This window comes from Micromonospora vinacea (assembly GCF_015751785.1).
In the GTDB taxonomy this organism is placed as follows: Bacteria; Actinomycetota; Actinomycetes; order Mycobacteriales; family Micromonosporaceae; genus Micromonospora; species Micromonospora vinacea.
Window position 1 is genome coordinate 521,641 of record NZ_JADOTY010000001.1, and the last position, 22,124, is coordinate 543,764.

A 22,124-nucleotide genomic window follows, 5' to 3' on the forward strand; every position below is an offset into this window, starting at 1 on the left:
TGTGACGGGCCGCACCCGTCCGGTTCTACTGGGCCGGTTGCCCGGCTGTTCTTCCGGAGGCTCACCGGTGATGGCCGGGTCATCGCCTTACGGTGCTCAACGATACTCGACGCGCCCACCGCCGCGCCGACGAGTGACGCCGAACCGGAGCGGCGGCGGGGGAGCCGCCTTGACGCAGTGTGTGCCGCTCCCCAGAATTCACCGGTGGCCATGATCAGTTACGCCCAATACCGTGCGATGCGCCGGTTTCCTGCCCTTGACGGGCTCCGCGCGATCGCCGCGGTGATCGTCGTCGCCTTCCACTTCGGGGGGCCGCAATGGACGTGGCTGTCCGGCTCGCTCGGCGTCCAACTGTTCTTCGTGCTCTCCGGCTTCCTGATCACCACGCTGATGCTGCGCGAGGAGGAGTCGCGGGGACGGGTGTCGTTGCGGTCCTTCTACATCCGGCGCCTCTTCCGGATCCTGCCGGTCTACCTGGTGGTGCTCGCCGCGACGTACGCGCTCGCGCACCTCAACGGCGCCACCGGCAGGCTCCGCGAATCGATGCCGTACTACCTGCTCATGGTCAACGAGTTCGCGCCGAACAAGGCGTTCCTGCACTCATGGACGATCGCTATCGAGTGGAAGTTCTACCTGGTGTGGCCGCTGCTCGCCTTCGCGTTCGTCACCGCCGCGTTCTGGCGCCGGGTGGCCGTGACGGTGCTGGCCATCGCCGCGCTCGTCGCGCTGGTCCCGTTCGAGAAGGACTGGCCCTACTGGCCGATCCACTACGTGTCGATCCTGGTGGGCTGCCTGCTGGCGGTCGTCATGCACCACCCCCGGGGGTACGCGCTGCTCCGGCCGTTGACCCATCCCGTGGCGTCCGTCGCCGTGCTGGTCGGGTTCGTGGCGTTGCACCTGTCGCTGTACTACTGGCCGCCGGCCGAGGACGGCCACTCGGAGTTGATGGTCGGCGTGTACGCGGTGGCGGTGGCGCTTCTGCTCCCCGCCACGCTGACCCCTGGCCTGTCGACGAAACTGCTCTCCTGGCGACCACTGGTGTTGGTGGGCGAACGCTCCTACTCGCTCTACCTGGTGCAGTACCTCGCCATGACGGCGGTGATCGCGCTGGTGCCGTCGTACGCCGGGCACAGCACCCGGTTGTTCGTCGCCACCACAGTTGTCGGCCTGCTCGCCGCCGACCTGCTGTACCGCTGGGTGGAGCAACCGATGATCGCTGTGGGACGTCGGCTCTCCGGACGAGGAAAGGTGGTCCCCCCGGTGCCGTCCGCCGAGCCGCCGCTCCCCACCCCCGCGACCCCCACCCCCGCGACCCCCACCGCCCTCACCAACCGCCCCGCCTCCGACCTGTCCGATCGGACCGTGCCGCCCGCCCCGGTCCTCACCCTCGGCGGCGACCGCCGCTGACCGGCGACCGCCGTTGATCATGAGGTTGACGGGACGGTCGGTCGCCGAGCCACCCGCCAACCTCATGATCAACGAACTGCGGTCAGGGGGCCGGGAGGGTGGTGTTCCAGAGCGAGGCGCCGTCGCGGTCGCGCAGGTGGACCGTCAGGGCCTCCGACTCGCCGTCGATGGTGACCTCACCGAAGTGCTGGAAACCTCCCGCCGGGCCCGTGTTGGCCACCGGCGGCGCGTGCACGAAGGCCGCCTGCGGCCCGAACGTGCCGTCCAACGCGTTCGGGCCGAACGCGCCGGCGTGCGCCGGGCCGGAGACGAACTCCCAGAACGGGGTGAAGTCGCCGACCGCCGCGCGGGACGGGTCGTAGTGGTGTGCGGCGGAGTAGTGCACGTCGGCGGTCAGGAAGACCATGCCGGTCACCCCGGCCCGGTGGGTGGCCCGCAGCACCTCGGCGAACTCCAGCTCCCGGCCCGCCGGCGCACCCGGGTCGCCCTGCGCCACCCCCTCCTGCGCGCCCGGACCGTCCGGCACCACCACACCGATCGGCAGGTCGTTGGCGATCACCTTCCAGGTCGCCGTGGAGCGCTTCAGCTCCCGGATCAGCCACTCCCGCTGCTGCCGGCCGAGCAGGCCACGCTTCGGGTCGGCGTACGTGTTGCCGTCGTTCGGGTCCTTGTGGGTGCGCATGTCCAGCACGAACACGTCCAGCGACGGCCCGTACGACAGCCGCCGGTACATCGGCCCGTCGACCGGCACCGGTAGCCACTCGTTGAACGCCTGCCGGGCCCGGGCGGCCAGCACGTCCACCCGCCGCTCGGTGTAGCGCGGGTCGTCGAGGATCTCGCCCGGGTACCAGTTGTTCAGGACCTCGTGGTCGTCCCACTGGTTGATCTGCGGCACCGCCGCGGCGAACTCCCGCAGGTGCTCGTCGAGCAGGTTGTACGCGAACTGCCCGCGGTACTCGGTGAGCGTCTCGGCCACCTTGCTCTTCTCCGGGGTGACCAGGTTGCGCCAGATCCGCCCGTCGGGCAGCGTCACCGACTCGACCAGCGGGCCGTCGGCGTACACGGTGTCGCCGCTGCACAGGAAGAAGTCCGGCCGGGTCTGCCGCATGGCCCGGAAGATCGACATGCCGCCGAAGTTCGGGTCGATGCCCCAGCCCTGCCCGACCACGTCGCCGGTCCAGACGAACTTCACGTCGCGCCGCCGGTGCCGCCCCGGCGCGGTGGTCAGCGTCCCGGTCAGCGGCTCGCTGACCACCCCGTGCCGGTCCAGGCTCTCCACCCGCACCCGGTAGTGCAGCCGCTCGGCATCCGGCAGCCCCCGCAGCCGGACCTTCCCGGTGAAGTCGCCGTTCGGGGTGAGCACCGGGCCGCGCAGCTTGCGCGCCCCCCGGAAGTCCGGCCGACGGCTCACCTCGACAAGCATCCGACCCGGCCGGTCGGCCCGCGTCCAGACCAGCGCCGAGTCCGCGGTCACGTCGCCGCTCTGCACACCATGGGTGAGCACCGGGCGCTCCGCCGGACGCCAGGCCGGGGCGGCGTTCGCGCCGGCACCGCCCAGCAGGGCGCCACCGGCGGCTCCGGCACCGACCACCAGGCCGGCCCGCAGCAGGGTACGTCGATCAAGCTCGGTCATGCTTCCTCCCGATCATGGGTTGACCCCGTGGGTCTATCGGGCGGAGATGACAGTGAGCGGCGGCCCGGGTGACGCGAACGCGAACGCCTGTCGTCGGGGCGTCGGTCGGCTGGCCGCCCACCCCGGCCGCCGGGCGGCATGAGCGGGGTCACACCCCCGGTTGTCACGACCCACCCCGGCCCAACCGTCGTATCGGCGTCGGACCGATCAGGAGGTAGTCATGCAACGGATGAACCCGACCGAGGTCGTACCGCAGGCGTACAAGGCGGTCCTGGGGCTGGAGAAGTACGTCCAGGCGAACGTCGACCACACAGTGCTGGAGCTGGTGAAGCTGCGGGCGTCGATGATCAACGGGTGCGCGTACTGCGTGGACATGCACAGCCGGGACGCGCTCGCCGGCGGCGAGTCGAGCCAGCGGCTGTTCGCGGTCGCCACCTGGCGGGAGGCGCCCTTCTTCGACGAGCGGGAGAGGGCCGCGCTGGCCCTCACCGACGCGGTCACCCGGCTCGGCGAGCACGGGGTGCCGGACGAGGTGTGGGATGCCGCCGCGAAGGTCTGGTCGGAGAAGGAACTGGCCGACCTCGTCATCGCGATTGCCACAATCAACGTGTGGAACCGGATCGGGGTGACGATGCGGCTGGAGCCTCCGGCCCAGGCGTGACCACCGAGGCGGCAGCGGAGGCGGCCGGTGCGCTCGAGGAGCACCGGCCCATGCTGCTTGGGCTCGCGTACCGCCTGCTCGGCAGCCGGCACGACGCGGAGGACGTGCTCCAGGAGGCGTACCTGCGCTGGCTGGGTGTGGACCGGGCCCGGGTCGACGAGCCGCGCCGGTACCTGTCCCGGGTGGTCACCCGGTTGGCCCTGGACCGGCTGCGCGCTCGGCAGGCGGCCCGCGAGACGTACGTCGGGACCTGGTTGCCCGAGCCGGTGCCGACCGCGCCCTCGCCGTTCGGGCCGTTGGACCGGGTGGAGCTACGCGACTCGCTCTCCACAGCGTTGCTGCACGTCCTGGAGCGACTCACCCCGCCGGAGCGGGCGGTGTACGTCCTGCACACGGCCTTCGACCTGCCGTACGCGGAGATCGCCGAGATCCTGGACCGGTCCGTCACCGACTGTCGGCAGTTGTACCACCGTGCCACCGCGCGGGTACGGCAGGAGCAGCGCCGGTTCACCGCCAGCCGCCCGGAGCGGGAGCGACTGCTGGACGCGTTCCTCGCCGCCGCCCGCGACGGCGACCTGGCGAGGCTCACCGAGCTGGTGGCCGCCGACGCCACCGCGTGGAACGACGGTGGCGGTCGGGCGCGGGCCGCCCTGAACCCGGTCACCGGCGCGGACCGGATCGCCCGCTTCTACGCCGGGGTCTACGGCCCGCGTCACCGGGTGACAATGGATCCGATCGAGCTCAACGGGGAACCCGCGATGCTGATCACCCGCGCGGACGGCAGTCGGTACACGCTGACCATCGCGGCGGCCGACGGGCGGATCACCGGGATCTACGTGGTCGGAAACCCGGCGAAGGTGCCGGCGGTCGGCTGAACCCGGGCGCCGTCGACCCCGGGCCGGTGGCCGTCAGCCCAGCTCGGGGAACCAGAGCGCGATCTCGCGCTTGGCGCTGTCCGTCGAGTCGGAGGCGTGCACCAGGTTCTCCCGGTTGGACAGCGACAGGTCACCCCGGATGGTGCCGGCGGCGGCCCTGCGCCCGTCGGTGGCGCCGACCAGCCCGCGGACCACGTCGATGACCTGGTCGCCGGAGAGCACCAGGGCGACCAGCGGGCCGCCGGTCATGAAGTCCTTCAGCGGCGGGTAGAACGCCTTGTCGACGTGCTCGGCGTAGTGCTCGTCGGCGAGCGCGGCGTCCATCGTCCGGTGCACCATCGCGTCGATCCGCAGCCCCTTGCGCTCGAAGCGGGAGAGGACCTCGCCGACCAGGCCGCGGCGGACCGCGTCGGGCTTGATCAGAACGAGGCTGCGCTCATCCGGGCTGTTGCTGGACACGCTGGGTTCCTCCTGTACGCGCGGAACGCTTGGGATCGGTACGGTCAGCCTAGCGACCCGGTCCCGGCGCCGGCGCGGCGGCCGGTCTTTCCCCCGGTGGCCGATCCGGCCTAGCCTGGCCCTGACCCCCGGGAGGTCCACTGTGGCGAATGGCGGGAACCGACCCATCGCGCCGGTACGCAAGCTGATCGGCACGGTGCTGGGCACCGTGGCCACGTTCGTCGTCCTGTTCGGGCTGGGCATGACCAGTTGGGCCATCGTGGCTCTCGGGGTCGCCCTGCTGGTGCTGGCGATCGCGCTGGCGACCGTACGCGGCGGCGGTCGCACGTGGGTCGTCGGTGTCGGGCACGTGCACAGCGCCTCCGAACCACCCACCCAGTACGCGTTCGGCCGCTGTGAACTGCAACTGGTGATCGATGCCCCTGGTCTGCCGCCGCGATCCAAGAAAATCATCGAGCCGAGGGTGCCGGTCTCCAAGTGGCCGTCGCTGGGCCAGACCCTGCCGATCCGGGTCGCGTTGGACGACCAGCGGCACGTCAAGGTCCTCTGGGACGAGGTGCCGACCCACGCCGAGACCGCCGCTGCCGTCGCCGATCTCCCGCCGGAGTTCGCCGAGGCGGAGGCCATGGACGAGCTGCTGATCCAGCAGGACGCGCCGCCGTGGGCCGACCGCGCACCCGACGACGACTTCCGCGACGACTTCCGGGACCCGGTCGGGGACCCGTTCCGGGACCCGCTCGGTGACCCCCTGCGCAGTGACGCTTCCCGCGACGACCTCCTACGTGACGACCTCCGGCGCGATGACCTTCGGCGCGATGACCTTCGGCGCGATGACCTTCGGCGCGATGACCTTCGGCGCGATGACCCGGTCGTCGTGCCCGAGGAACGCGAGCCGGTGGTGATGCACCAGAGCCCGGGTGGCCCGGTGGTGTTGGAGGGCGTTCTCGTCGAGCAGCAGCCCGGTGGGTTGCCCCGACGGGCCACACCGGCGCCACGCCCGCCCGCCGAGGAGCGCTTCGACGAGCCCGCCGCCGACCGGTTCGACGCTCCGGCACAGCACGGCACGACCGTCCCACCCGTCGAGGACCCCGTCGACCCGCCCAACTCGCAGCGCTCCGACCCACCGCCCGCGCAGCGGTCCGGTCCCGGTGCTGCCGACCCGCTGGACCCACTCGACCTTCCGCTGGACGATCCGTCCCCGGCCGGGGCCGCACGCGCGACAGTGACCGACGAGGAACTGGACCAGGCGATCTTCGGGTTCGAAGCCGCTTCGGCCGCGGACCCGACCGCGCCGATCAGCGGAGTCGGGCTCACCCTGCTCGTCACCGACCTGCCCCGGTCGCTCACCTTCTACCGCGACATGCTCGGCTTCAACGAGGTCGACCAGGGTGCCCACAACGCCGTCCTCGCCTCCGGGACGACCCGGATCGTCCTCCGCGAGGTGACCGGGGCAGCACCCATCAGCCGCCGGCTCGTACACGTCAACCTCGAGGTCAACGACATCGAGACGGCGTACGAACGGCTGCGCGAGTCGGGCGTCCGCTTCACGTACGCGCCCCGGGTGGTCAACCGGGGCACCAAGCTGGAGGGGTGGGCGGCGGCCTTCCGCGACCCGGACGGCCACGGCGTCGCGCTCACCCAGTGGCGCGAACGCGCCGAGGCCTGACCCGGCCCGCTCCCGCCTCGGTCGGGTCCGGCATCAGCCGAGGATGACCCGGCGAACGTGCAACGCGTACGCCCAGACCAGGGCGAAGATGATGCCCAGCCCGAGCAGCGACCAGTGCAGCAGACCACCCAGCAACAGCAGGCCCTGGAGCACGGTGCCGGCGTTCCACGCCCAGGGGCGGCGCATCATGCCGGCGAGCACCACGGCGGCCACCGCCAGTGCCACCACCGCACCGATCGCGGCGCCACCGAGGTCACCGCCGACCACCCGGATCGGCTGGATCGCCAGCAGGAGCACCAGCGCCTCCAGGCTGAGCGTGCCGGCACCGAGACCGCGTACCGCCCGCTCCGGGTTGCGCAACCCGGAGCGCCGCGGCTGCCCGGCCGTGGGCTCCTCCCCCACCGGTTCCTCGGCCGGCGGGCGCGTCGGGTCCTCGGTGGGGTGCGGCTCCCGCTCCGGGCTGGTCATCGCTTCAGCAGCCGGCGCGCGTCGGCGACCGTCACCACGGAACCCGTGACCAGCACCCCGACCCCGCTCAGCTCACCGGGGACGTCCTCCTCGGCCATCGCCACCGCCAGCTCGATCGCGTCCGGCATCTCCTCGGCCGAGGCCACCCGCTCCTCGCCGAAGATCTCGGCGGCCAGCGCGGCCAGTTCCTCCGTCGGCATCGCCCGGGGCGAGCTGTTGCGGGTGACCACCACCTGGTCGACCACCGGCTCCAACAGCTCCAGCAGCGCTTCCGCGTCCTTGTCGGCCAGTACGCCGATCACGGCCACCAGCTTGCTGAACGCGAACTCCTCCTGGAGCGCGGTGACTGTGGCCTTCATGCCGTGCGGGTTGTGCGCCCCGTCCAGCAGGATCGTCGGGGCGTTGCGGACCCGCTCCAGTCGGCCCGGGGAACTGGTCGAGGCGAAGCCCTCCCGGACTGCCTCGATGTCCAGCTGACGTCGAGCCCCCGCGCCCAGGAACGCCTCCACGGCGGCGAGCGCCATTGCCGCGTTCTGCGCCTGGTGGGCACCGTGCAGCGGAATGAACACGTCGTCGTACACGCCACCCAGCCCCTGCAGGGTGAGCACCTGACCGCCGACCGCGACCGCCCGACCCAGCACGCCGAACTCGCCGCCCTCCCGGGCGATGGTGGCCCCGACCTCGGCGCAGCGTTCGAGGAGGGGACCAGCGGCCTCCTCCTCCTGGGCCGCCGAGATCACTGTGGCCCCCGGGTGGATGATGCCGGCCTTGGCCAGCGCGATGTCCTGAAGCGTGTCACCGAGCCACTCGGTGTGGTCCAGCCCGATCGGGGTGATCACACAGACCCCGGCCTGGAGCACGTTCGTGGCGTCCTCGGCACCGCCGAGGCCCACCTCGACCACCGCGATGTCGACAGGCGCGTCGGCGAACGTGGCGAACGCCAGCGCGGTGGTCATGTCGAAGTACGTCAGCGGCTCGTCCGACCGTGCGTCGACCAGCTCGGCCAACGGTTTGATCTCCCGGTACACCGAAGTGAACCGCTCCTCGCTGACCGGCTCCCCGTCCAGGCTGATCCGCTCCCGGACGGTCTCCAGGTGCGGGCTGGTGTACCGGCCGGTGTGCAGCCCGTGCGCCCGCAGTAGCGAGTCGATCATCCGCGCGGTGGAGGTCTTGCCGTTGGTGCCGGTCAGGTGGATCGCGGGGTACGCCCGCTGTGGGCTGCCGAGCAGGTCGAGCAGCGACTCGATCCGGTCCAGCTCGAAGACCATGCGGGTGAAACCGCGGGCGTTCAGCTCGGCTTCGACGGCGGCGAAATCGGTACGGTCGGTCACGAGGGCAGTGTCTCCAGAGCAGCGTCGATCCGGACCAGGTCGGCCTCGGCGGTGGCGAGCCGGTCGCGGATCTTCGCGACCACCGGCTCGGGGGCCTTGCCGATGAAGGCAGGGTTGTCGAGCTTCGCCCGGGCCTGCGCGACCTCCTTCTCGGCCGCCGCGCGGTCCTTCGTCAGCCGGGCCCGCTCGGCGGCCACGTCGATCGACCCCCGGGTGTCCAACGCGACACCGACCGCGCCGGGCATGGCCAGCGTGGCGCTGGCCTGGAAGTCGTCACCGGCCGGGTCCAGCCGGACCAGCGAACGGATCAGCGGCTCGTGGGCGGCGATACCCGCGCCGGACAGGCCGTCCAGCCGGGCGGCCACCCGCTGTGTCGGGCGCAGCCCCTGGTCGGAACGGAACCGGCGGATCTCGGTGACCACCCGCTGCACGCCGACCAGCTCGGCCTCGGCGGCGTTGTCGATCAGCGACAGGTCGGCCACCGGCCAGGCGGCGGCCTGCACCGTCTCGCCGCCGGTCAGCGCGAGCCACAACTCTTCGGTGACGAACGGGATGACCGGGTGCAGCAGCCGCAGCAACTGGTCGAGCACGTGCCCGAGCACCCGACGGCTGGCCTCCGCGCGCTCACCGCCCTCGGCGAGCACCGGCTTGCTCAGCTCGACGTACCAGTCGCAGACGTCGTCCCAGGCGAAGTGGTACAGCAGGTCGCACACCTTGGCGAACTCGTACGACTCGAACTGCTCGTCGACCTCGGCGGTGACGTGCGCCAACCGGGACAGGATCCACCGGTCGACGGTGGAGAGCTGCTCGGTGGGGGGCAGGTCGCCCGTGGTGTGTGCGCCGTTCATCAGGGCGAACCGGGTGGCGTTCCAGAGCTTGTTGCAGAAGTTGCGGGAGCCCTGGCACCACTCCTCGCTGACCGGGACGTCCTGGCCGGGGTTCGCGCCCCGCGCCAGGGTGAACCGGGTGGCGTCGGCGCCGTACCTGTCGATCCAGTCCAGTGGGTCGACCACGTTGCCGAACGACTTCGACATCTTCTTGCCGAACTGGTCGCGCACCATGCCGTGCAGGGCGACCACGTCGAAGGGCGGCCGGCCGTCCATCGCGTAGAGGCCGAACATCATCATCCGGGCGACCCAGAAGAACAGGATGTCGTACCCGGTGACCAGCACGCTGGTCGGGTAGAACTTCGCCAGGTCCGGGGTCTGCTCGGGCCAGCCCAGTGTGGAGAACGGCCACAGGCCGCTGGAGAACCAGGTGTCCAGGACGTCTTCGTCCTGGTGCCAGCCCTCGCCGGTCGGCGGCGCCTCGTCGGGGCCGACGCAGACGATCTCACCCGCCGGGCCGTACCAGACCGGGATGCGGTGCCCCCACCACAGCTGGCGGGAGATGCACCAGTCGTGCATGTTGTCGACCCAGGCGAAGTAGCGCTTGGCCAGCTCGGCCGGCTCGATGCGGACCCGGCCGTCGCGCACCGCGTCCCCCGCGGCCTGGGCCAGCGGGGCGGTGTTGACGAACCATTGCAGCGACAGCCGCGGCTCGACGGTGGTCTTGCAGCGCGAGCAGTGCCCGACCGCGTGCATGTACGGGCGCTTCTCGGCGACGATCCGGCCCTGCTCCCGGAGCGCGGCCACGATCGCGGGCCGCGCCTCGAACCGGTCCAACCCCTCGAACGGGCCGGGCACGGTGATCACACCGCGCTCGTCCATCACGGTCAGCGCGGGCAGGCCGTGGCGCTGGCCGATCTCGAAGTCGTTCGGGTCGTGCGCGGGCGTCACCTTGACCATGCCGGTGCCGAAGGACGGGTCGACGTGCGCGTCGGCGACGATCGGGATCCGGCGGCCGGTCAGCGGCAGCTCGACCTCGGTGCCGATCAGGTGCTGGTAGCGCTCGTCGTCGGGGTGCACCGCCACGGCGGTGTCGCCGAGCATCGTCTCGGCCCGGGTGGTGGCCACCACGACCTCGTCGCTGTAGCGGATCGAGATCAGCTCGCCGTCGTCGTCGGTGTGCTCGACCTCGATGTCGGAGAGCGCCGTGAGGCAGCGCGGACACCAGTTGATGATCCGGTTGGCCCGGTAGATCAGCCCGTCGTCGAAGAGCTTCTTGAAGATCGTCTGGACGGCGCGGGTCAGCCCCTCGTCCATGGTGAAGCGCTCGCGGTCCCAGTCGACGGAGTCGCCGAGGCGGCGCATCTGGCCGAGGATGGCGCCACCGGACTCGGCCTTCCACTGCCAGACCCGCTCGACGAACTTCTCCCGGCCGAGGTCGTGCCGGGACAGCCCTTCGGCGGCGAGCTGACGCTCGACCAGGTTCTGGGTGGCGATGCCGGCGTGGTCCATGCCCGGCAGCCACAGCGCCTCGAAGCCCTGCATCCGCTTACGCCGGGTCAACGCGTCCATCAGCGTGTGCTCGAACGCGTGGCCCATGTGCAGCGAGCCGGTGACGTTCGGCGGCGGGATGACGATGGTGAAGGGAGGCTTGTCGCTGTCGGCGGAGGCCCGGAAGTGCCCGGCGGCTACCCACTGCTCGTACCGTCGCTGCTCAACCTCACCGGGCTGGTACTGGCCGGCAAGGGTCGGGGCGTCGGGGCGTCGGGCATCCAGTCTCTCGGTCACCGGACAAGTCTACGGAGGGCTTCCGCAGACCTGACGTGCGCCACCTGCCGTTCGCGTACGGTGTCGGCTATGTCCGACGCACATCTCACCGAGCGGTCGCGCGACGGCGGCCGCGAGCCGGTCGAGCTGACCGAAGAGCCGATCCAGCTGAGCACTCGGGACCCCGGAGGCGACCCCGACGAGCGGTCCGGCGGCTGGTCCCGCCGACGCAAGATCGGTTGGACGGTCGCGCTGGTGGTCGGCCTCGCCGGCGCCGCAGTGCTCGGTGTCGGTGGGTTGCGGGTGGCGCAACAGAAGGACACCCAGCTGACGTCACCCGATCAGGTGGCGGGTCTGACCCGCGACGACAGTGAGCGGGCGAAGAGCACTGCCGACTATCTACGCAGCGGCCTGGCCGCCAACATCGAGCTGGACCGTAGCTTCGGCACTGTCTACCGCGACCCGGCCGACGAGAAGCGCTCAGTGCTCATCTTCGGGGGCACCACACTGCTCTGGCAGCCGGAGCGGGACCTGGACAGCCTCTTCCGGCTGATGTCGGACGAGACCGGTGCGGTGAACGGTCTGCGCGAGCTGCCCGCGGGCAGCCTCGGCGGGGTGTTGAAGTGCGGCAGCACCAGCGGCGAGGGCGGAGACTTCGCGGTGTGCGGCTGGGCCGACCACGGCAGCGTGGTCATGGCGATGTTCCCGGGCCGATCGGTCGACGACGCCGGTGGCCTGCTGCGCAACCTCCGCGACGGCATGCAGACCCGAGGCTGACCCGCACTGCGGGCCACCACGCGCCGATCCGCAGGCCGCGGGCCCGCCGACCACATGATCGCGCAACATTCTGGTTGTAGGGGCGTCACTGCGGCCGTGAGACCCTGCTATCAGGACAACCGTATCGGGCACGCAGAAAAGGCCACCCCAATGGGGTGGCCTTTTCTGAAAGATTGTCCGGCGGCGTCCTACTCTCCCACACCCTCACGAGTGCAGTACCATCGGCGCTGGAGGGCTTAGCTTCCGGGTTCGGAATGTAACCGGGCGTTTCCCCTCCGCCATGACCGCCGTAACTCTATGAACATATCAAACAACCCCGGCACACAAACACGGGTGTTCGCTTGTTCAGAGTTGCACAGTGGACGCGTAGCAGCTTAGTAGTCAAGTCCTCGGCCTATTAGTACCGGTCAACTGAACCCGTTACCGGGCTTACATTTCCGGCCTATCAACCCAGTCGTCTAGCTGGGGGCCTTACCCCACCAAGGTGGGTGGGATACCTCATCTTGAAGCAGGCTTCCCGCTTAGATGCTTTCAGCGGTTATCCCTTCCGAACGTAGCTAACCAGCCGTGCCCTTGGCAGGACAACTGGCACACCAGAGGTTCGTCCGTCCCGGTCCTCTCGTACTAGGGACAGCCCTTCTCAAGTATCCTACGCGCACGGCGGATAGGGACCGAACTGTCTCACGACGTTCTAAACCCAGCTCGCGTACCGCTTTAATGGGCGAACAGCCCAACCCTTGGGACCTGCTACAGCCCCAGGATGCGACGAGCCGACATCGAGGTGCCAAACCATCCCGTCGATATGGACTCTTGGGGAAGATCAGCCTGTTATCCCCGGGGTACCTTTTATCCGTTGAGCGACACCGCTTCCACTCGCAAGTGCCGGATCACTAGTCCCGACTTTCGTCCCTGCTCGACCTGTCAGTCTCACAGTCAAGCTCCCTTGTGTACTTGCACTCAACACCTGATTGCCAACCAGGCTGAGGGAACCTTTGGGCGCCTCCGTTACCTTTTAGGAGGCAACCGCCCCAGTTAAACTACCCACCAGACACTGTCCCTGAACCGGATAACGGTCCGAAGTTAGATACCCAAATCAACCAGAGTGGTATTTCAAGATTGCCTCCACCCATACTGGCGTATGGACTTCACCGGCTCCCACCTATCCTACACAAGCTAATTCGAGTACCAATGTCAAGCTATAGTAAAGGTCCCGGGGTCTTTCCGTCCTGCCGCGCGTAACGAGCATCTTTACTCGTACTGCAATTTCGCCGGGCCTGTGGTTGAGACAGTGGGGAAGTCGTTACGCCATTCGTGCAGGTCGGAACTTACCCGACAAGGAATTTCGCTACCTTAGGATGGTTATAGTTACCACCGCCGTTTACTGGCGCTTAAGTTCTCCGCTTCGCCCCGAAGAGCTAACAGGTCCCCTTAACGTTCCAGCACCGGGCAGGCGTCAGTCCATATACATCGAATTACTTCTTCGCATGGACCTGTGTTTTTAGTAAACAGTCGCTTCCCCCTGCTCTCTGCGGCCATACAACGCTCCACCCGCGCGGGGCTTCACGTCTCCGGCCCCCCTTCTCCCTAAGTTACGGGGGCAATTTGCCGAGTTCCTTAACCACAGTTCGCCCGATCGCCTCGGTATTCTCTACCTGACCACCTGTGTCGGTTTGGGGTACGGGCCGCTAAGAACTCGCTAGAGGCTTTTCTCGGCAGCATAGGATCACTGACTTCACCTGAATCGGCTCGGCATCACGTCTCAGCCCTAGTGTGTTGCGGATTTGCCTACAACACGGCCTACACGCTTACCCCGGCACAACCACCGGCCGGGCTCAGCTACCTTCCTGCGTCACCCCATCGCTTGACTACTACCCATCAGGTTCCCACGCTCCCTCAACTCAGTCCGAAGACCTCACCAAGTTCGGATGGTTAGCACAACGAGGTTCATCAGGGACGCTCTTTCGCGGGTACGGGAATATCAACCCGTTGTCCATCGACTACGCCTCTCGGCCTCGCCTTAGGTCCCGACTCACCCAGGGCGGATTAGCCTGGCCCTGGAACCCTTGGTCATCCGGCGGAAGGGTTTCTCACCCTTCTTTCGCTACTCATGCCTGCATTCTCACTCGTGCCGCGTCCACAACTGGGTCACCCCGCTGCTTCACTCGCGGCACGACGCTCCCCTACCCATCCACACACCTGCACAAGGAATCAAGTCCAAGCGAGGATAAAATGTGAATGCCACAGCTTCGGCGGTGTGCTTGAGCCCCGCTACATTGTCGGCGCGGAACCACTTGACCAGTGAGCTATTACGCACTCTTTAAAGGGTGGCTGCTTCTAAGCCAACCTCCTGGTTGTCTATGCGACCCCACATCCTTTTCCACTTAGCACACGCTTAGGGGCCTTAGCTGGTGATCTGGGCTGTTTCCCTCTCGACTACGAAGCTTATCCCCCGCAGTCTCACTGCCGCGCTCTCACTTACCGGCATTCGGAGTTTGGCTGATTTCGGTAAGCTTGTGGGCCCCCTAGACCATCCAGTGCTCTACCTCCGGCAAGAAACACGCGACGCTGCACCTAAATGCATTTCGGGGAGAACCAGCTATCACGGAGTTTGATTGGCCTTTCACCCCTAACCACAGGTCATCCCCCAATTTTTCAACATTGGTGGGTTCGGCCCTCCACGCGGTCTTACCCGCGCTTCAGCCTGCCCATGGCTAGATCACTCCGCTTCGGGTCTAGGACACGCGACTGAATCGCCCTATTCAGACTCGCTTTCGCTACGGCTCCCCCACACGGGTTAACCTCGCCACATGCCACTAACTCGCAGGCTCATTCTTCAAAAGGCACGCCGTCACCCCGCAAGGCTCCGACGGATTGTAGGCGAACGGTTTCAGGTACTATTTCACTCCCCTCCCGGGGTACTTTTCACCATTCCCTCACGGTACTTGTCCGCTATCGGTCACCAGGAAGTATTTAGGCTTACCAGGTGGTCCTGGCAGATTCACGGCAGATTTCAGGGGTCCGCCGCTACTCGGGAACACCCACAGAAGGTCAGCAACTTTCACCTACCGGACTCTCACCGTCTACGGTCAGCCATTCCAGACTGTTCGACTAGCCACTGACTTTGTAACTCCTCGAACAAGTGTCAGCTTGTTCAGCGGGGTCCCACAACCCCGACCACGCAACCCCTGACAGGTATCACACGCAGCCGGTTTAGCCTCGATCCGCTTTCGCTCGCCACTACTCACGGAATCACTAAATTGTTTTCTCTTCCTACGGGTACTGAGATGTTTCACTTCCCCGCGTTCCCTCCACACACCCTATGTGTTCAGGTGTGGGTGACACCACATGACTGGTGCCAGGTTTCCCCATTCGGACACCCTGGGATCACAGCTTGGTTGACAGCTCCCCCAGGCCTATCGCGGCCTCCCACGTCCTTCATCGGCTCCTGGTGCCAAGGCATTCACCGTTCGCCCTTGACAACTTGACCACAAAGATGCTCGCGTCCACTGTGCAATTCTCAACAAACGACCAACCCACAACCCGATCCGCCCCACACCAAACCCGACAACAGTCGGCGGTATGTGAGGCCAGGCCATGCCTGGCAGACTGCCAGCCCCCACACAGGAGGCCGGCCACGTCTCTGAAACAACAACCACACGGGTTGTTCCTTCAGGACCCAACAGGGTGCCTACATCTCCCCCCAGCCGCACCAGAAGCAACCATTCCCACCATCCCCGAAGGGTGGCTGTACTAGGCGCCGCCGGCCGTTGCCAGGGCAAAACTTGCCAGTGTCTCCGCCATCTGAGCACCCCGACCCAACATTCGTAGGCCGCGGGCTCCTTGCCGACTTTCGTCGGAAGGTGCTCCTTAGAAAGGAGGTGATCCAGCCGCACCTTCCGGTACGGCTACCTTGTTACGACTTCGTCCCAATCGCCAGCCCCACCTTCGACGGCTCCCTCCACAAGGGTTGGGCCACCGGCTTCGGGTGTTGCCGACTTTCGTGACGTGACGGGCGGTGTGTACAAGGCCCGGGAACGTATTCACCGCAGCGTTGCTGATCTGCGATTACTAGCGACTCCGACTTCACGGGGTCGAGTTGCAGACCCCGATCCGAACTGAGACCGGCTTTTTGGGATTCGCTCCACCTCGCGGTATCGCAGCCCATTGTACCGGCCATTGTAGCATGCGTGAAGCCCTGGACATAAGGGGCATGATGACTTGACGTCATCCCCACCTTCCTCCGAGTTGACCCCGGCAGTCTTCGATGAGTCCCCGCCATAACGCGCTGGCAACATCGAACGAGGGTTGCGCTCGTTGCGGGACTTAACCCAACATCTCACGACACGAGCTGACGACAGCCATGCACCACCTGTGACCGCCCCCGAAGGACCTCACATCTCTGCGAGTTTTGCGGCCATGTCAAACCCAGGTAAGGTTCTTCGCGTTGCATCGAATTAATCCGCATGCTCCGCCGCTTGTGCGGGCCCCCGTCAATTCCTTTGAGTTTTAGCCTTGCGGCCGTACTCCCCAGGCGGGGCGCTTAATGCGTTAGCTGCGGCACAGGGAACCGGAGAGGCCCCCCACACCTAGCGCCCAACGTTTACAGCGTGGACTACCAGGGTATCTAATCCTGTTCGCTCCCCACGCTTTCGCTCCTCAGCGTCAGTATCGGCCCAGAGACCCGCCTTCGCCACCGGTGTTCCTCCTGATATCTGCGCATTTCACCGCTACACCAGGAATTCCAGTCTCCCCTACCGAACTCTAGCCTGCCCGTATCGACCGCAGGCTTGGGGTTGAGCCCCAAGTTTTCACGGTCGACGCGACAAGCCGCCTACGAGCTCTTTACGCCCAATAAATCCGGACAACGCTCGCACCCTACGTCTTACCGCGGCTGCTGGCACGTAGTTGGCCGGTGCTTCTTCTGCAGGTACCGTCACTCTCGCTTCGTCCCTGCTGAAAGAGGTTTACAACCCGAAGGCCGTCATCCCTCACGCGGCGTCGCTGCATCAGGCTTCCGCCCATTGTGCAATATTCCCCACTGCTGCCTCCCGTAGGAGTCTGGGCCGTGTCTCAGTCCCAGTGTGGCCGGTCGCCCTCTCAGGCCGGCTACCCGTCGTCGCCTTGGTAGGCCATCACCCCACCAACAAGCTGATAGGCCGCGAGCCCATCCCAAGCCGAAAAACTTTCCACCACCAGCCATGCGGCCAGCAGTCCTATTCGGTATTAGCCCCCGTTTCCGAGGGTTATCCCAAAGCTTGGGGCAGGTTGCTCACGTGTTACTCACCCGTTCGCCGCTCGAGTACCCCGAAGGGCCTTTCCGCTCGACTTGCATGTGTTAAGCACGCCGCCAGCGTTCGTCCTGAGCCAGGATCAAACTCTCCAACAAAAAATTAGTTGAACAGCTATCCCGGCAACAAACAAATGTTGCCAAAGGAATCCCAACCAGCCAGCAAAAACTGACCAGTCCGGGGTATAAATCATAATTGGCACTGGCTTTACAAGCACCCTGTTGAGTTCTCAAAGAACAACCACACACCGACCAGAAGCCCCACCCAAGTGGAACCCCAACCGGGGTTTTCCGTACCGTGACCGGCGCTTTCAGCGCCAGGCACTTTTACTACGTTACCCGCTCGTTTCCGCCGTGTCAAACCGATATTTCGCGGTTCGTCGTGCTTCACCCGATAATGCGGATAGTGTTGCTAGCTCGAGTCCACGATGACGCACGTCGTTTCCGACGTTCGTTTCTGTCGTGGGAAGCCGCAGACCGGCCGATCGCCGCTTCGCGGCTCTCCGCCCGGCTCCTGCCGGCTTCAGAACTCTACCCGGTCGGCTCCGCGTTCGCAACCCCGTTTCCGGAGTGTTCCGCACCGCCCGATCCTCAGTCTCGCTCGGCGTTCCCGCCACGAGCCTGGCGCCCGTTCTCGGCCGGTTTGTCCGGCCTCCCCCGTGCAGAGAGAAAGTTACGCGGACGGCCCGGAGAAGGCAAATCAGGGTTCATCACTGGTTCGGACGAAGAGCGCCCACCAGTCCGCGGCGCAGCCAAGGACGCGAGCACCTGACTCCCCGGCGCAGCCGAGGACGCGGGCCGCCCCGACGTGCCAGAGTGTCAGTCATGGATGAGTCCGGGCACGGTGCCAGGGTGTTGGCCGAGGAGGCGCTACTCGGCCTCATCGGGCCGTTCTGGCAGGTGGTGATCGGTGCGGTCGTGCTTGTCGTACTCGTGCTCTCGGTGGGACGACTGGCTCGACGGGGCAGGTCCCGGATGACCACGGCGCTGCTGGTCACCGCGGCGGCCATCGCCGGGTTCGCTGTGATCGGCGTCCTGCTGGAGGGCTGAGGCTCAGAGCCGGCGGTTGGCCAGGCTGGGCAGCTCGGCGCGGATCGTGGCGAGCCGGTCCAGGTCCAGGTCGACGACGGAAACCCCCGGACCGTCCGGAACCTGGCCGATGACCGTCCCCCACGGGTCGACCACCATGCTGCGGCCGAAGCAGGTGCGACCCGGCTCATGATCGCCGGTCTGGCCGGCCGCCGCCACGAAACACTGGTTCTCGATCGCCCTGGCCCGCAGCAGGACCTCCCAGTGGTCCCGCCCGGTGTGCATCATGAACGCGGCCGGAACGACAAGCAGTTGCGCGCCGCCCTCCGACGCGAGCAGCCGGTACAGCTCCGGAAAACGCAGGTCGTAGCAGATCGACAGGCCGACCCTCAGCCCCTCGACGTCGACCACCACCGGTTGGACGCCGGCGGCAACGCTCGCCGACTCCCGGTAGGAGACCCGACCGGGGATCTCCACGTCGTACAGGTGGATCTTGCGGTAGCTCGCGGCCAGGTTGCCGGCACGGTCAAAGACCAGCGAGGTGTTCCAGGTGTGGTCCGGGTCCGGCCCGACCTCGTGGAACGAGCCGGCCACCAACCACATCCCGAGCCGCCGGGCGACGTCGGCGAAGAAGCTGCCCACCTCCCCGTCGACCGGCTCCGACTCGGGCAACCCCGCGCCAGGACCCAGGTAGTCGACGTACTCGGGAAGGACGGCGAGATCAGCACCGCCGGCGGCGGCCCGCTCCAGCAAGGCCTCCGCGGCCGCCAGATTGGCCTTACGGTCGTCCCGGGCGTTCAGCTGGCAGACGGCGACACGCATGAGCAAAGGGTACGGCTGGAGGGCGCTGACGGACAGCGTCACGATCTGGCCGGCGCCAGCCGTCAGGGGCGAGCGGCGCCGAACACGATCACGCCGGCCGCTCAGGATCGAACGGCCGGCGTGACGCGGGAAGAATCAGGCAGACTTCTCTTCGCGGTCGCGCCGAGCCCGACGCCCGGTGAACTCACGCGGCACGATCGTCGGGTTGACGTTCTCCAGGACGACCTCGCGGGTGATCAGCACGCGGGCGGCGTCGGGGTTGCTCGGCACCTCGTACATCGCGGAGAGGAGAACCTCCTCGATGATGGCCCGCAGACCACGGGCACCGGTGCCTCGCAGCATCGCCTGATCGGCGATCGCCTCCAGCGCCGGCTCGTCGAACTCGAGCTCGACACCGTCCAGCTCGAACAGGCGCTGGTACTGCCGGACCAGGGCGTTGCGCGGCTCGGTGAGGATCCGTACCAGAGCGCTGCGGTCCAGGCTGCGCACGTTGGTGATCACCGGCAGCCGGCCGACGAACTCGGGGATCAGCCCGAACTTGAGCATGTCTTCCGGCATGACCTGGCTGAAGATGTCGTCGGTCGACCGCTCGGACACCGACCGGAGGCGGGCGCCGAAGCCGGTGCCGCCCTGCCCGGTGCGGGACTCGATGATCTGGTCGAGACCGGCGAACGCGCCACCACAGATGAACAGCACGTTCGTGGTGTCGATCTGGATGAACTCCTGGTGTGGGTGCTTGCGGCCACCCTGCGGCGGCACGTTGGCCACCGTGCCCTCGAGCATCTTGAGCAGGGCCTGCTGCACGCCCTCACCGGAGACGTCCCGCGTGATCGACGGATTTTCCGACTTGCGGGCGATCTTGTCGACCTCGTCGATGTAGATGATGCCGGTCTCGGCGCGCTTGATGTCGTAGTCCGCGGCCTGGATCAGCTTGAGGAGGATGTTCTCCACGTCCTCGCCCACGTAGCCCGCCTCGGTCAGCGCGGTGGCGTCGGCGATGGCGAACGGGACGTTCAACATCCGGGCGAGGGTCTGCGCCAGGTGGGTCTTGCCGCACCCCGTCGGGCCGAGCAGCAGGATGTTGGACTTGGCCAGCTCGACGGCGTCACTGCCGGAGCCTGGCGCGCCAGCCGCCTCGGCCTGGATCCGCTTGTAGTGGTTGTAGACCGCTACCGCGAGCGCCTTCTTGGCCTGATCCTGGCCCACGACGTAGGTGTCGAGGAACTGGCAGATCTCCATCGGCTTGGGAAGCTCTTCCCACTTCACCTCGCCGGACTCGGCCAACTCCTCTTCGATGATCTCGTTGCAGAGATCGATGCACTCGTCGCAGATGTAGACCCCTGGGCCTGCGATGAGCTTCTTGACCTGCTTCTGCGACTTGCCGCAGAAGGAGCATTTCAGTAGGTCGCCGCCGTCACCGATCCGTGCCACCTACGTTCTCCCTGCACTCATCGGCCGGAGACCCGGCCCTGACCTGCGGACGTTGCGCGCCGCCCGGCTTAGTTCGCGCCGCCGGCTCAACCGGCGAAGCGGTACGGACCCGACGTTACCCGCTGGCGGGGCATTCTCCGACCCCCAAAACGGGTGTGTCAGAGGTCGGCCGGGAACGGAGCCCCGGCCAACCTCTGACCCGGTACAGCTCAGCGGGCGGCGTTGGCCGCCAGCAGACCCTTCTTGCGGCTGGTCAGGATCGTGTCGACCAGCCCGTACTCCTTGGACTCCTCGGCCGTCATGATCTTGTCACGGTCGATGTCCTTGCGAACCTGCTCGATCGGGCGGTTGCAGTGGCGGGACAGCATGTCCTCCAGCTGCGTACGCATCCGCAGGATCTCCCGGGCCTGGATCTCGATGTCCGAGCCCTGCCCATAGCCGCCCTCGGTGGCCGGCTGGTGGATGATGATCCGCGAGTTCGGCAGGGCCATCCGCTTACCCGGAGTGCCCGCCGAGAGCAGCACCGCCGCCGCGCTCGCGGCCTGCCCGAGGCAGACCGTCGAGATGTCCGGACGGACGTACTGCATGGTGTCGTAGATCGCCGTCATGGCGGTGAACGACCCACCCGGCGAGTTGATGTACATGATGATGTCGCGGTCCGGATCGGTGCCCTCGAGCGTCAGCAGCTGGGCCATCACGTCGTTGGCCGACGCGTCGTCCACCTGGACGCCGAGGAAGATGATCCGGTCCTCGAAGAGCTTGTTGTACGGGTTCGACTCCTTGACCCCGTACGACGTGCGCTCGACGAACGACGGCAGCACGTAGCGGTTGTGCACGGCCGCGAACTGGGGCGGCAGGCTCAGATCGGTCATCGTCAGCTCCTCAGCTCAGGGTCCCGGCGCCATCCGGAACCTGTGCGGCCCCGATGATCACCTTGTCGATGAAGCCGTAGTCCATGGCCTCCTGGGCGGTGAACCAACGGTCCCGGTCCGAGTCGGCCTCGATCTGCGACTGGCTCTGGCCGGTGTGGTGCGCGACCCGCTCCTGGAACATCCGCTTCGTGTAGAGCATCTGCTCCGCCTGGATGGCGATGTCGGACGCCGTGCCGCCCAGACCACCGGACGGCTGGTGCATCATGATCCGTGCGTGGGGCAGGGCGTACCGCTTGCCCTTGGTGCCCGCGCAGAGCAGCAGCTGGCCCATCGAGGCAGCCATGCCCATCGCCACGGTCGACACGTCGTTGTCGATGAACTGCATGGTGTCGTAGATCGCCATGCCGGAGTAGACCGAGCCACCCGGCGAGTTGATCCACAGGTTGATGTCGCGGTCCGGGTCCTCCGCGGCGAGCAGCAGCAGCTGCGCGCAGATGCGGTTGGCGACCTGGTCGGTCACCTCACTGCCCAGGAAGATGATGCGTTCCTTGAGCAACCGGTTGTAGACCGAGTCGTCGAGGTTGCCAATGGAGTCGCCACCGCGCGCGTCAATCGCCCGGAGCGACTTCTTGGGGATGTGCATGTCGGTCATGGCAGCCCTTCGCTCTCCGTACCGTCTTTCCCGACACTAACCGCTGTGCGGGGCGGCAGAGTCCCGGTCGGGGCAGTGTTCGCTCTCAGCGCAGCTGTGTCGGGGTACCCGCGGCGCGGGCTTCCGGGCGTACCCGGCAGTGCTTGCCGCCCGGGCGTAC

At 67.1% G+C, this 22,124-nt stretch carries 14 protein-coding genes, 3 rRNA genes and 2 pseudogenes; 7 read left to right on the forward strand and 12 right to left on the reverse strand.

Features of this window, described 5'->3' with window-relative positions:
• Window positions 1-210: 210 nt before the first annotated feature.
• Window positions 211-1,407 carry an acyltransferase family protein gene (locus tag IW249_RS02520; RefSeq protein WP_231392904.1) on the forward strand — a complete coding sequence of 399 codons (1,197 nt, stop codon included), beginning with the start codon at window positions 211-213 and terminating at the stop codon, window positions 1,405-1,407.
• Window positions 1,408-1,489: 82 nt separating this feature from the next.
• Here IW249_RS02520 and IW249_RS02525 read toward each other — a convergent pair whose 3' ends face one another.
• Complete coding sequence (locus IW249_RS02525) at window positions 1,490-3,040, reverse strand: alkaline phosphatase D family protein (RefSeq protein ID WP_196919321.1); 1,551 nt, start codon at window positions 3,038-3,040, stop codon at window positions 1,490-1,492.
• A 220-nt stretch (window positions 3,041-3,260) separates the two neighbouring features.
• On the opposite strand from IW249_RS02525, the gene IW249_RS02530 reads away from it, so the two are divergent.
• Window positions 3,261-3,701 carry a carboxymuconolactone decarboxylase family protein gene (locus IW249_RS02530; protein ID WP_196919322.1) on the forward strand — a complete coding sequence of 147 codons (441 nt, stop codon included), beginning with the start codon at window positions 3,261-3,263 and terminating at the stop codon, window positions 3,699-3,701.
• Window positions 3,698-4,576, forward strand: coding sequence for an RNA polymerase sigma factor SigJ (gene sigJ / locus IW249_RS02535; RefSeq protein WP_196919323.1), 879 nt, complete (start codon window positions 3,698-3,700; stop codon window positions 4,574-4,576). The genes IW249_RS02530 and sigJ overlap by 4 nt, the downstream gene beginning before the upstream one ends.
• A 33-nt stretch (window positions 4,577-4,609) precedes the next feature.
• Here sigJ and ndk read toward each other — a convergent pair whose 3' ends face one another.
• A complete protein-coding gene (gene ndk, locus IW249_RS02540) occupies window positions 4,610-5,035 on the reverse strand; it encodes a nucleoside-diphosphate kinase (protein WP_196919324.1) in 426 nt (141 codons plus the stop codon).
• A 142-nt stretch (window positions 5,036-5,177) separates the two neighbouring features.
• Here ndk and IW249_RS35315 point away from each other — a divergent pair.
• Window positions 5,178-5,759: pseudogene (locus IW249_RS35315) on the forward strand (glyoxalase/bleomycin resistance/dioxygenase family protein); the annotation flags it as partial.
• 138 nt (window positions 5,760-5,897) lie between these two features.
• Window positions 5,898-6,701, forward strand: a pseudogene (locus IW249_RS35145) (VOC family protein); the annotation flags it as partial.
• Window positions 6,702-6,734: 33 nt separating this feature from the next.
• Here IW249_RS35145 and IW249_RS02550 read toward each other — a convergent pair.
• The 3 genes from IW249_RS02550 to IW249_RS02560 are packed head-to-tail and all read right to left on the reverse strand — an operon-like array spanning window position 6,735 to window position 11,115.
• Entirely contained in the window at window positions 6,735-7,169 is a 435-nt protein-coding gene (locus IW249_RS02550; protein WP_196919326.1) for a DUF4233 domain-containing protein, read from the reverse strand.
• Complete coding sequence (locus IW249_RS02555; protein ID WP_196919327.1) at window positions 7,166-8,500, reverse strand: bifunctional folylpolyglutamate synthase/dihydrofolate synthase; 1,335 nt, start codon at window positions 8,498-8,500, stop codon at window positions 7,166-7,168. Before IW249_RS02555 ends, IW249_RS02550 begins: the two co-directional genes overlap by 4 nt.
• On the reverse strand, window positions 8,497-11,115 hold the full coding sequence (locus IW249_RS02560) for a valine--tRNA ligase (protein ID WP_196919328.1): 2,619 nt from the start codon (window positions 11,113-11,115) through the stop codon (window positions 8,497-8,499). Before IW249_RS02560 ends, IW249_RS02555 begins: the two co-directional genes overlap by 4 nt.
• Window positions 11,116-11,184: 69 nt before the next feature.
• On the opposite strand from IW249_RS02560, the gene IW249_RS02565 reads away from it, so the two are divergent.
• The gene (locus tag IW249_RS02565) at window positions 11,185-11,871 is read left to right on the forward strand and encodes a hypothetical protein (RefSeq protein WP_196919329.1); all 687 of its coding nucleotides are present in this window, start codon (window positions 11,185-11,187) and stop codon (window positions 11,869-11,871) included.
• Between the two features lie 175 nt (window positions 11,872-12,046).
• On the opposite strand, the gene rrf is transcribed toward IW249_RS02565, so the two are convergent.
• The 3 genes from rrf to IW249_RS02580 form a co-directional block, all read right to left on the reverse strand.
• Window positions 12,047-12,163, reverse strand: a 5S ribosomal RNA gene (gene rrf / locus IW249_RS02570).
• Window positions 12,164-12,248: 85 nt separating this feature from the next.
• Window positions 12,249-15,358: ribosomal RNA gene (locus IW249_RS02575) — 23S ribosomal RNA — on the reverse strand.
• Between the two features lie 384 nt (window positions 15,359-15,742).
• Window positions 15,743-17,257: ribosomal RNA gene (locus tag IW249_RS02580) — 16S ribosomal RNA — on the reverse strand.
• The 16S, 23S and 5S rRNA genes sit together here, the layout of an rRNA operon.
• Window positions 17,258-17,983: 726 nt before the next feature.
• On the opposite strand from IW249_RS02580, the gene IW249_RS02585 reads away from it, so the two are divergent.
• Window positions 17,984-18,208 (forward strand): hypothetical protein, encoded by a 225-nt coding sequence (locus IW249_RS02585; RefSeq protein ID WP_196919330.1) that lies wholly within the window; start codon window positions 17,984-17,986, stop codon window positions 18,206-18,208.
• A gap of 3 nt (window positions 18,209-18,211) precedes the next feature.
• Here IW249_RS02585 and IW249_RS02590 read toward each other — a convergent pair whose 3' ends face one another.
• The 4 genes from IW249_RS02590 to IW249_RS02605 form a co-directional block, all read right to left on the reverse strand.
• Window positions 18,212-19,009, reverse strand: coding sequence for a carbon-nitrogen hydrolase family protein (locus IW249_RS02590; RefSeq protein WP_196919331.1), 798 nt, complete (start codon window positions 19,007-19,009; stop codon window positions 18,212-18,214).
• Between the two features lie 135 nt (window positions 19,010-19,144).
• Window positions 19,145-20,440 (reverse strand): ATP-dependent Clp protease ATP-binding subunit ClpX, encoded by a 1,296-nt coding sequence (gene clpX, locus IW249_RS02595; RefSeq protein ID WP_030333537.1) that lies wholly within the window; start codon window positions 20,438-20,440, stop codon window positions 19,145-19,147.
• A 209-nt stretch (window positions 20,441-20,649) separates the two neighbouring features.
• Window positions 20,650-21,312, reverse strand: a complete 663-nt coding sequence (locus IW249_RS02600; RefSeq protein WP_030333536.1) for an ATP-dependent Clp protease proteolytic subunit — start codon at window positions 21,310-21,312, stop codon at window positions 20,650-20,652.
• Between the two features lie 10 nt (window positions 21,313-21,322).
• Window positions 21,323-21,964, reverse strand: a complete 642-nt coding sequence (locus tag IW249_RS02605; protein WP_007464111.1) for an ATP-dependent Clp protease proteolytic subunit — start codon at window positions 21,962-21,964, stop codon at window positions 21,323-21,325.
• Between the last annotated feature and the right edge of the window lie 160 nt (window positions 21,965-22,124).

Bases quoted from the DNA above. Each gene is read 5' to 3' on its own strand.
- IW249_RS02520 (WP_231392904.1), top strand. From the start codon at position 211: ATGATCAGTTACGCCCAATACCGTGCGATGCGCCGGTTTCCTGCCCTT.
- IW249_RS02525 (WP_196919321.1), bottom strand. From the start codon at position 3,040: ATGACCGAGCTTGATCGACGTACCCTGCTGCGGGCCGGCCTGGTGGTC.
- IW249_RS02530 (WP_196919322.1), top strand. From the start codon at position 3,261: ATGCAACGGATGAACCCGACCGAGGTCGTACCGCAGGCGTACAAGGCG.
- IW249_RS02550 (WP_196919326.1), bottom strand. From the start codon at position 7,169: ATGACCAGCCCGGAGCGGGAGCCGCACCCCACCGAGGACCCGACGCGC.
- IW249_RS02565 (WP_196919329.1), top strand. From the start codon at position 11,185: ATGTCCGACGCACATCTCACCGAGCGGTCGCGCGACGGCGGCCGCGAG.
- IW249_RS02585 (WP_196919330.1), top strand. From the start codon at position 17,984: ATGGATGAGTCCGGGCACGGTGCCAGGGTGTTGGCCGAGGAGGCGCTA.
- IW249_RS02590 (WP_196919331.1), bottom strand. From the start codon at position 19,009: ATGCGTGTCGCCGTCTGCCAGCTGAACGCCCGGGACGACCGTAAGGCC.
- IW249_RS02600 (WP_030333536.1), bottom strand. From the start codon at position 21,312: ATGACCGATCTGAGCCTGCCGCCCCAGTTCGCGGCCGTGCACAACCGC.
- IW249_RS02605 (WP_007464111.1), bottom strand. From the start codon at position 21,964: ATGACCGACATGCACATCCCCAAGAAGTCGCTCCGGGCGATTGACGCG.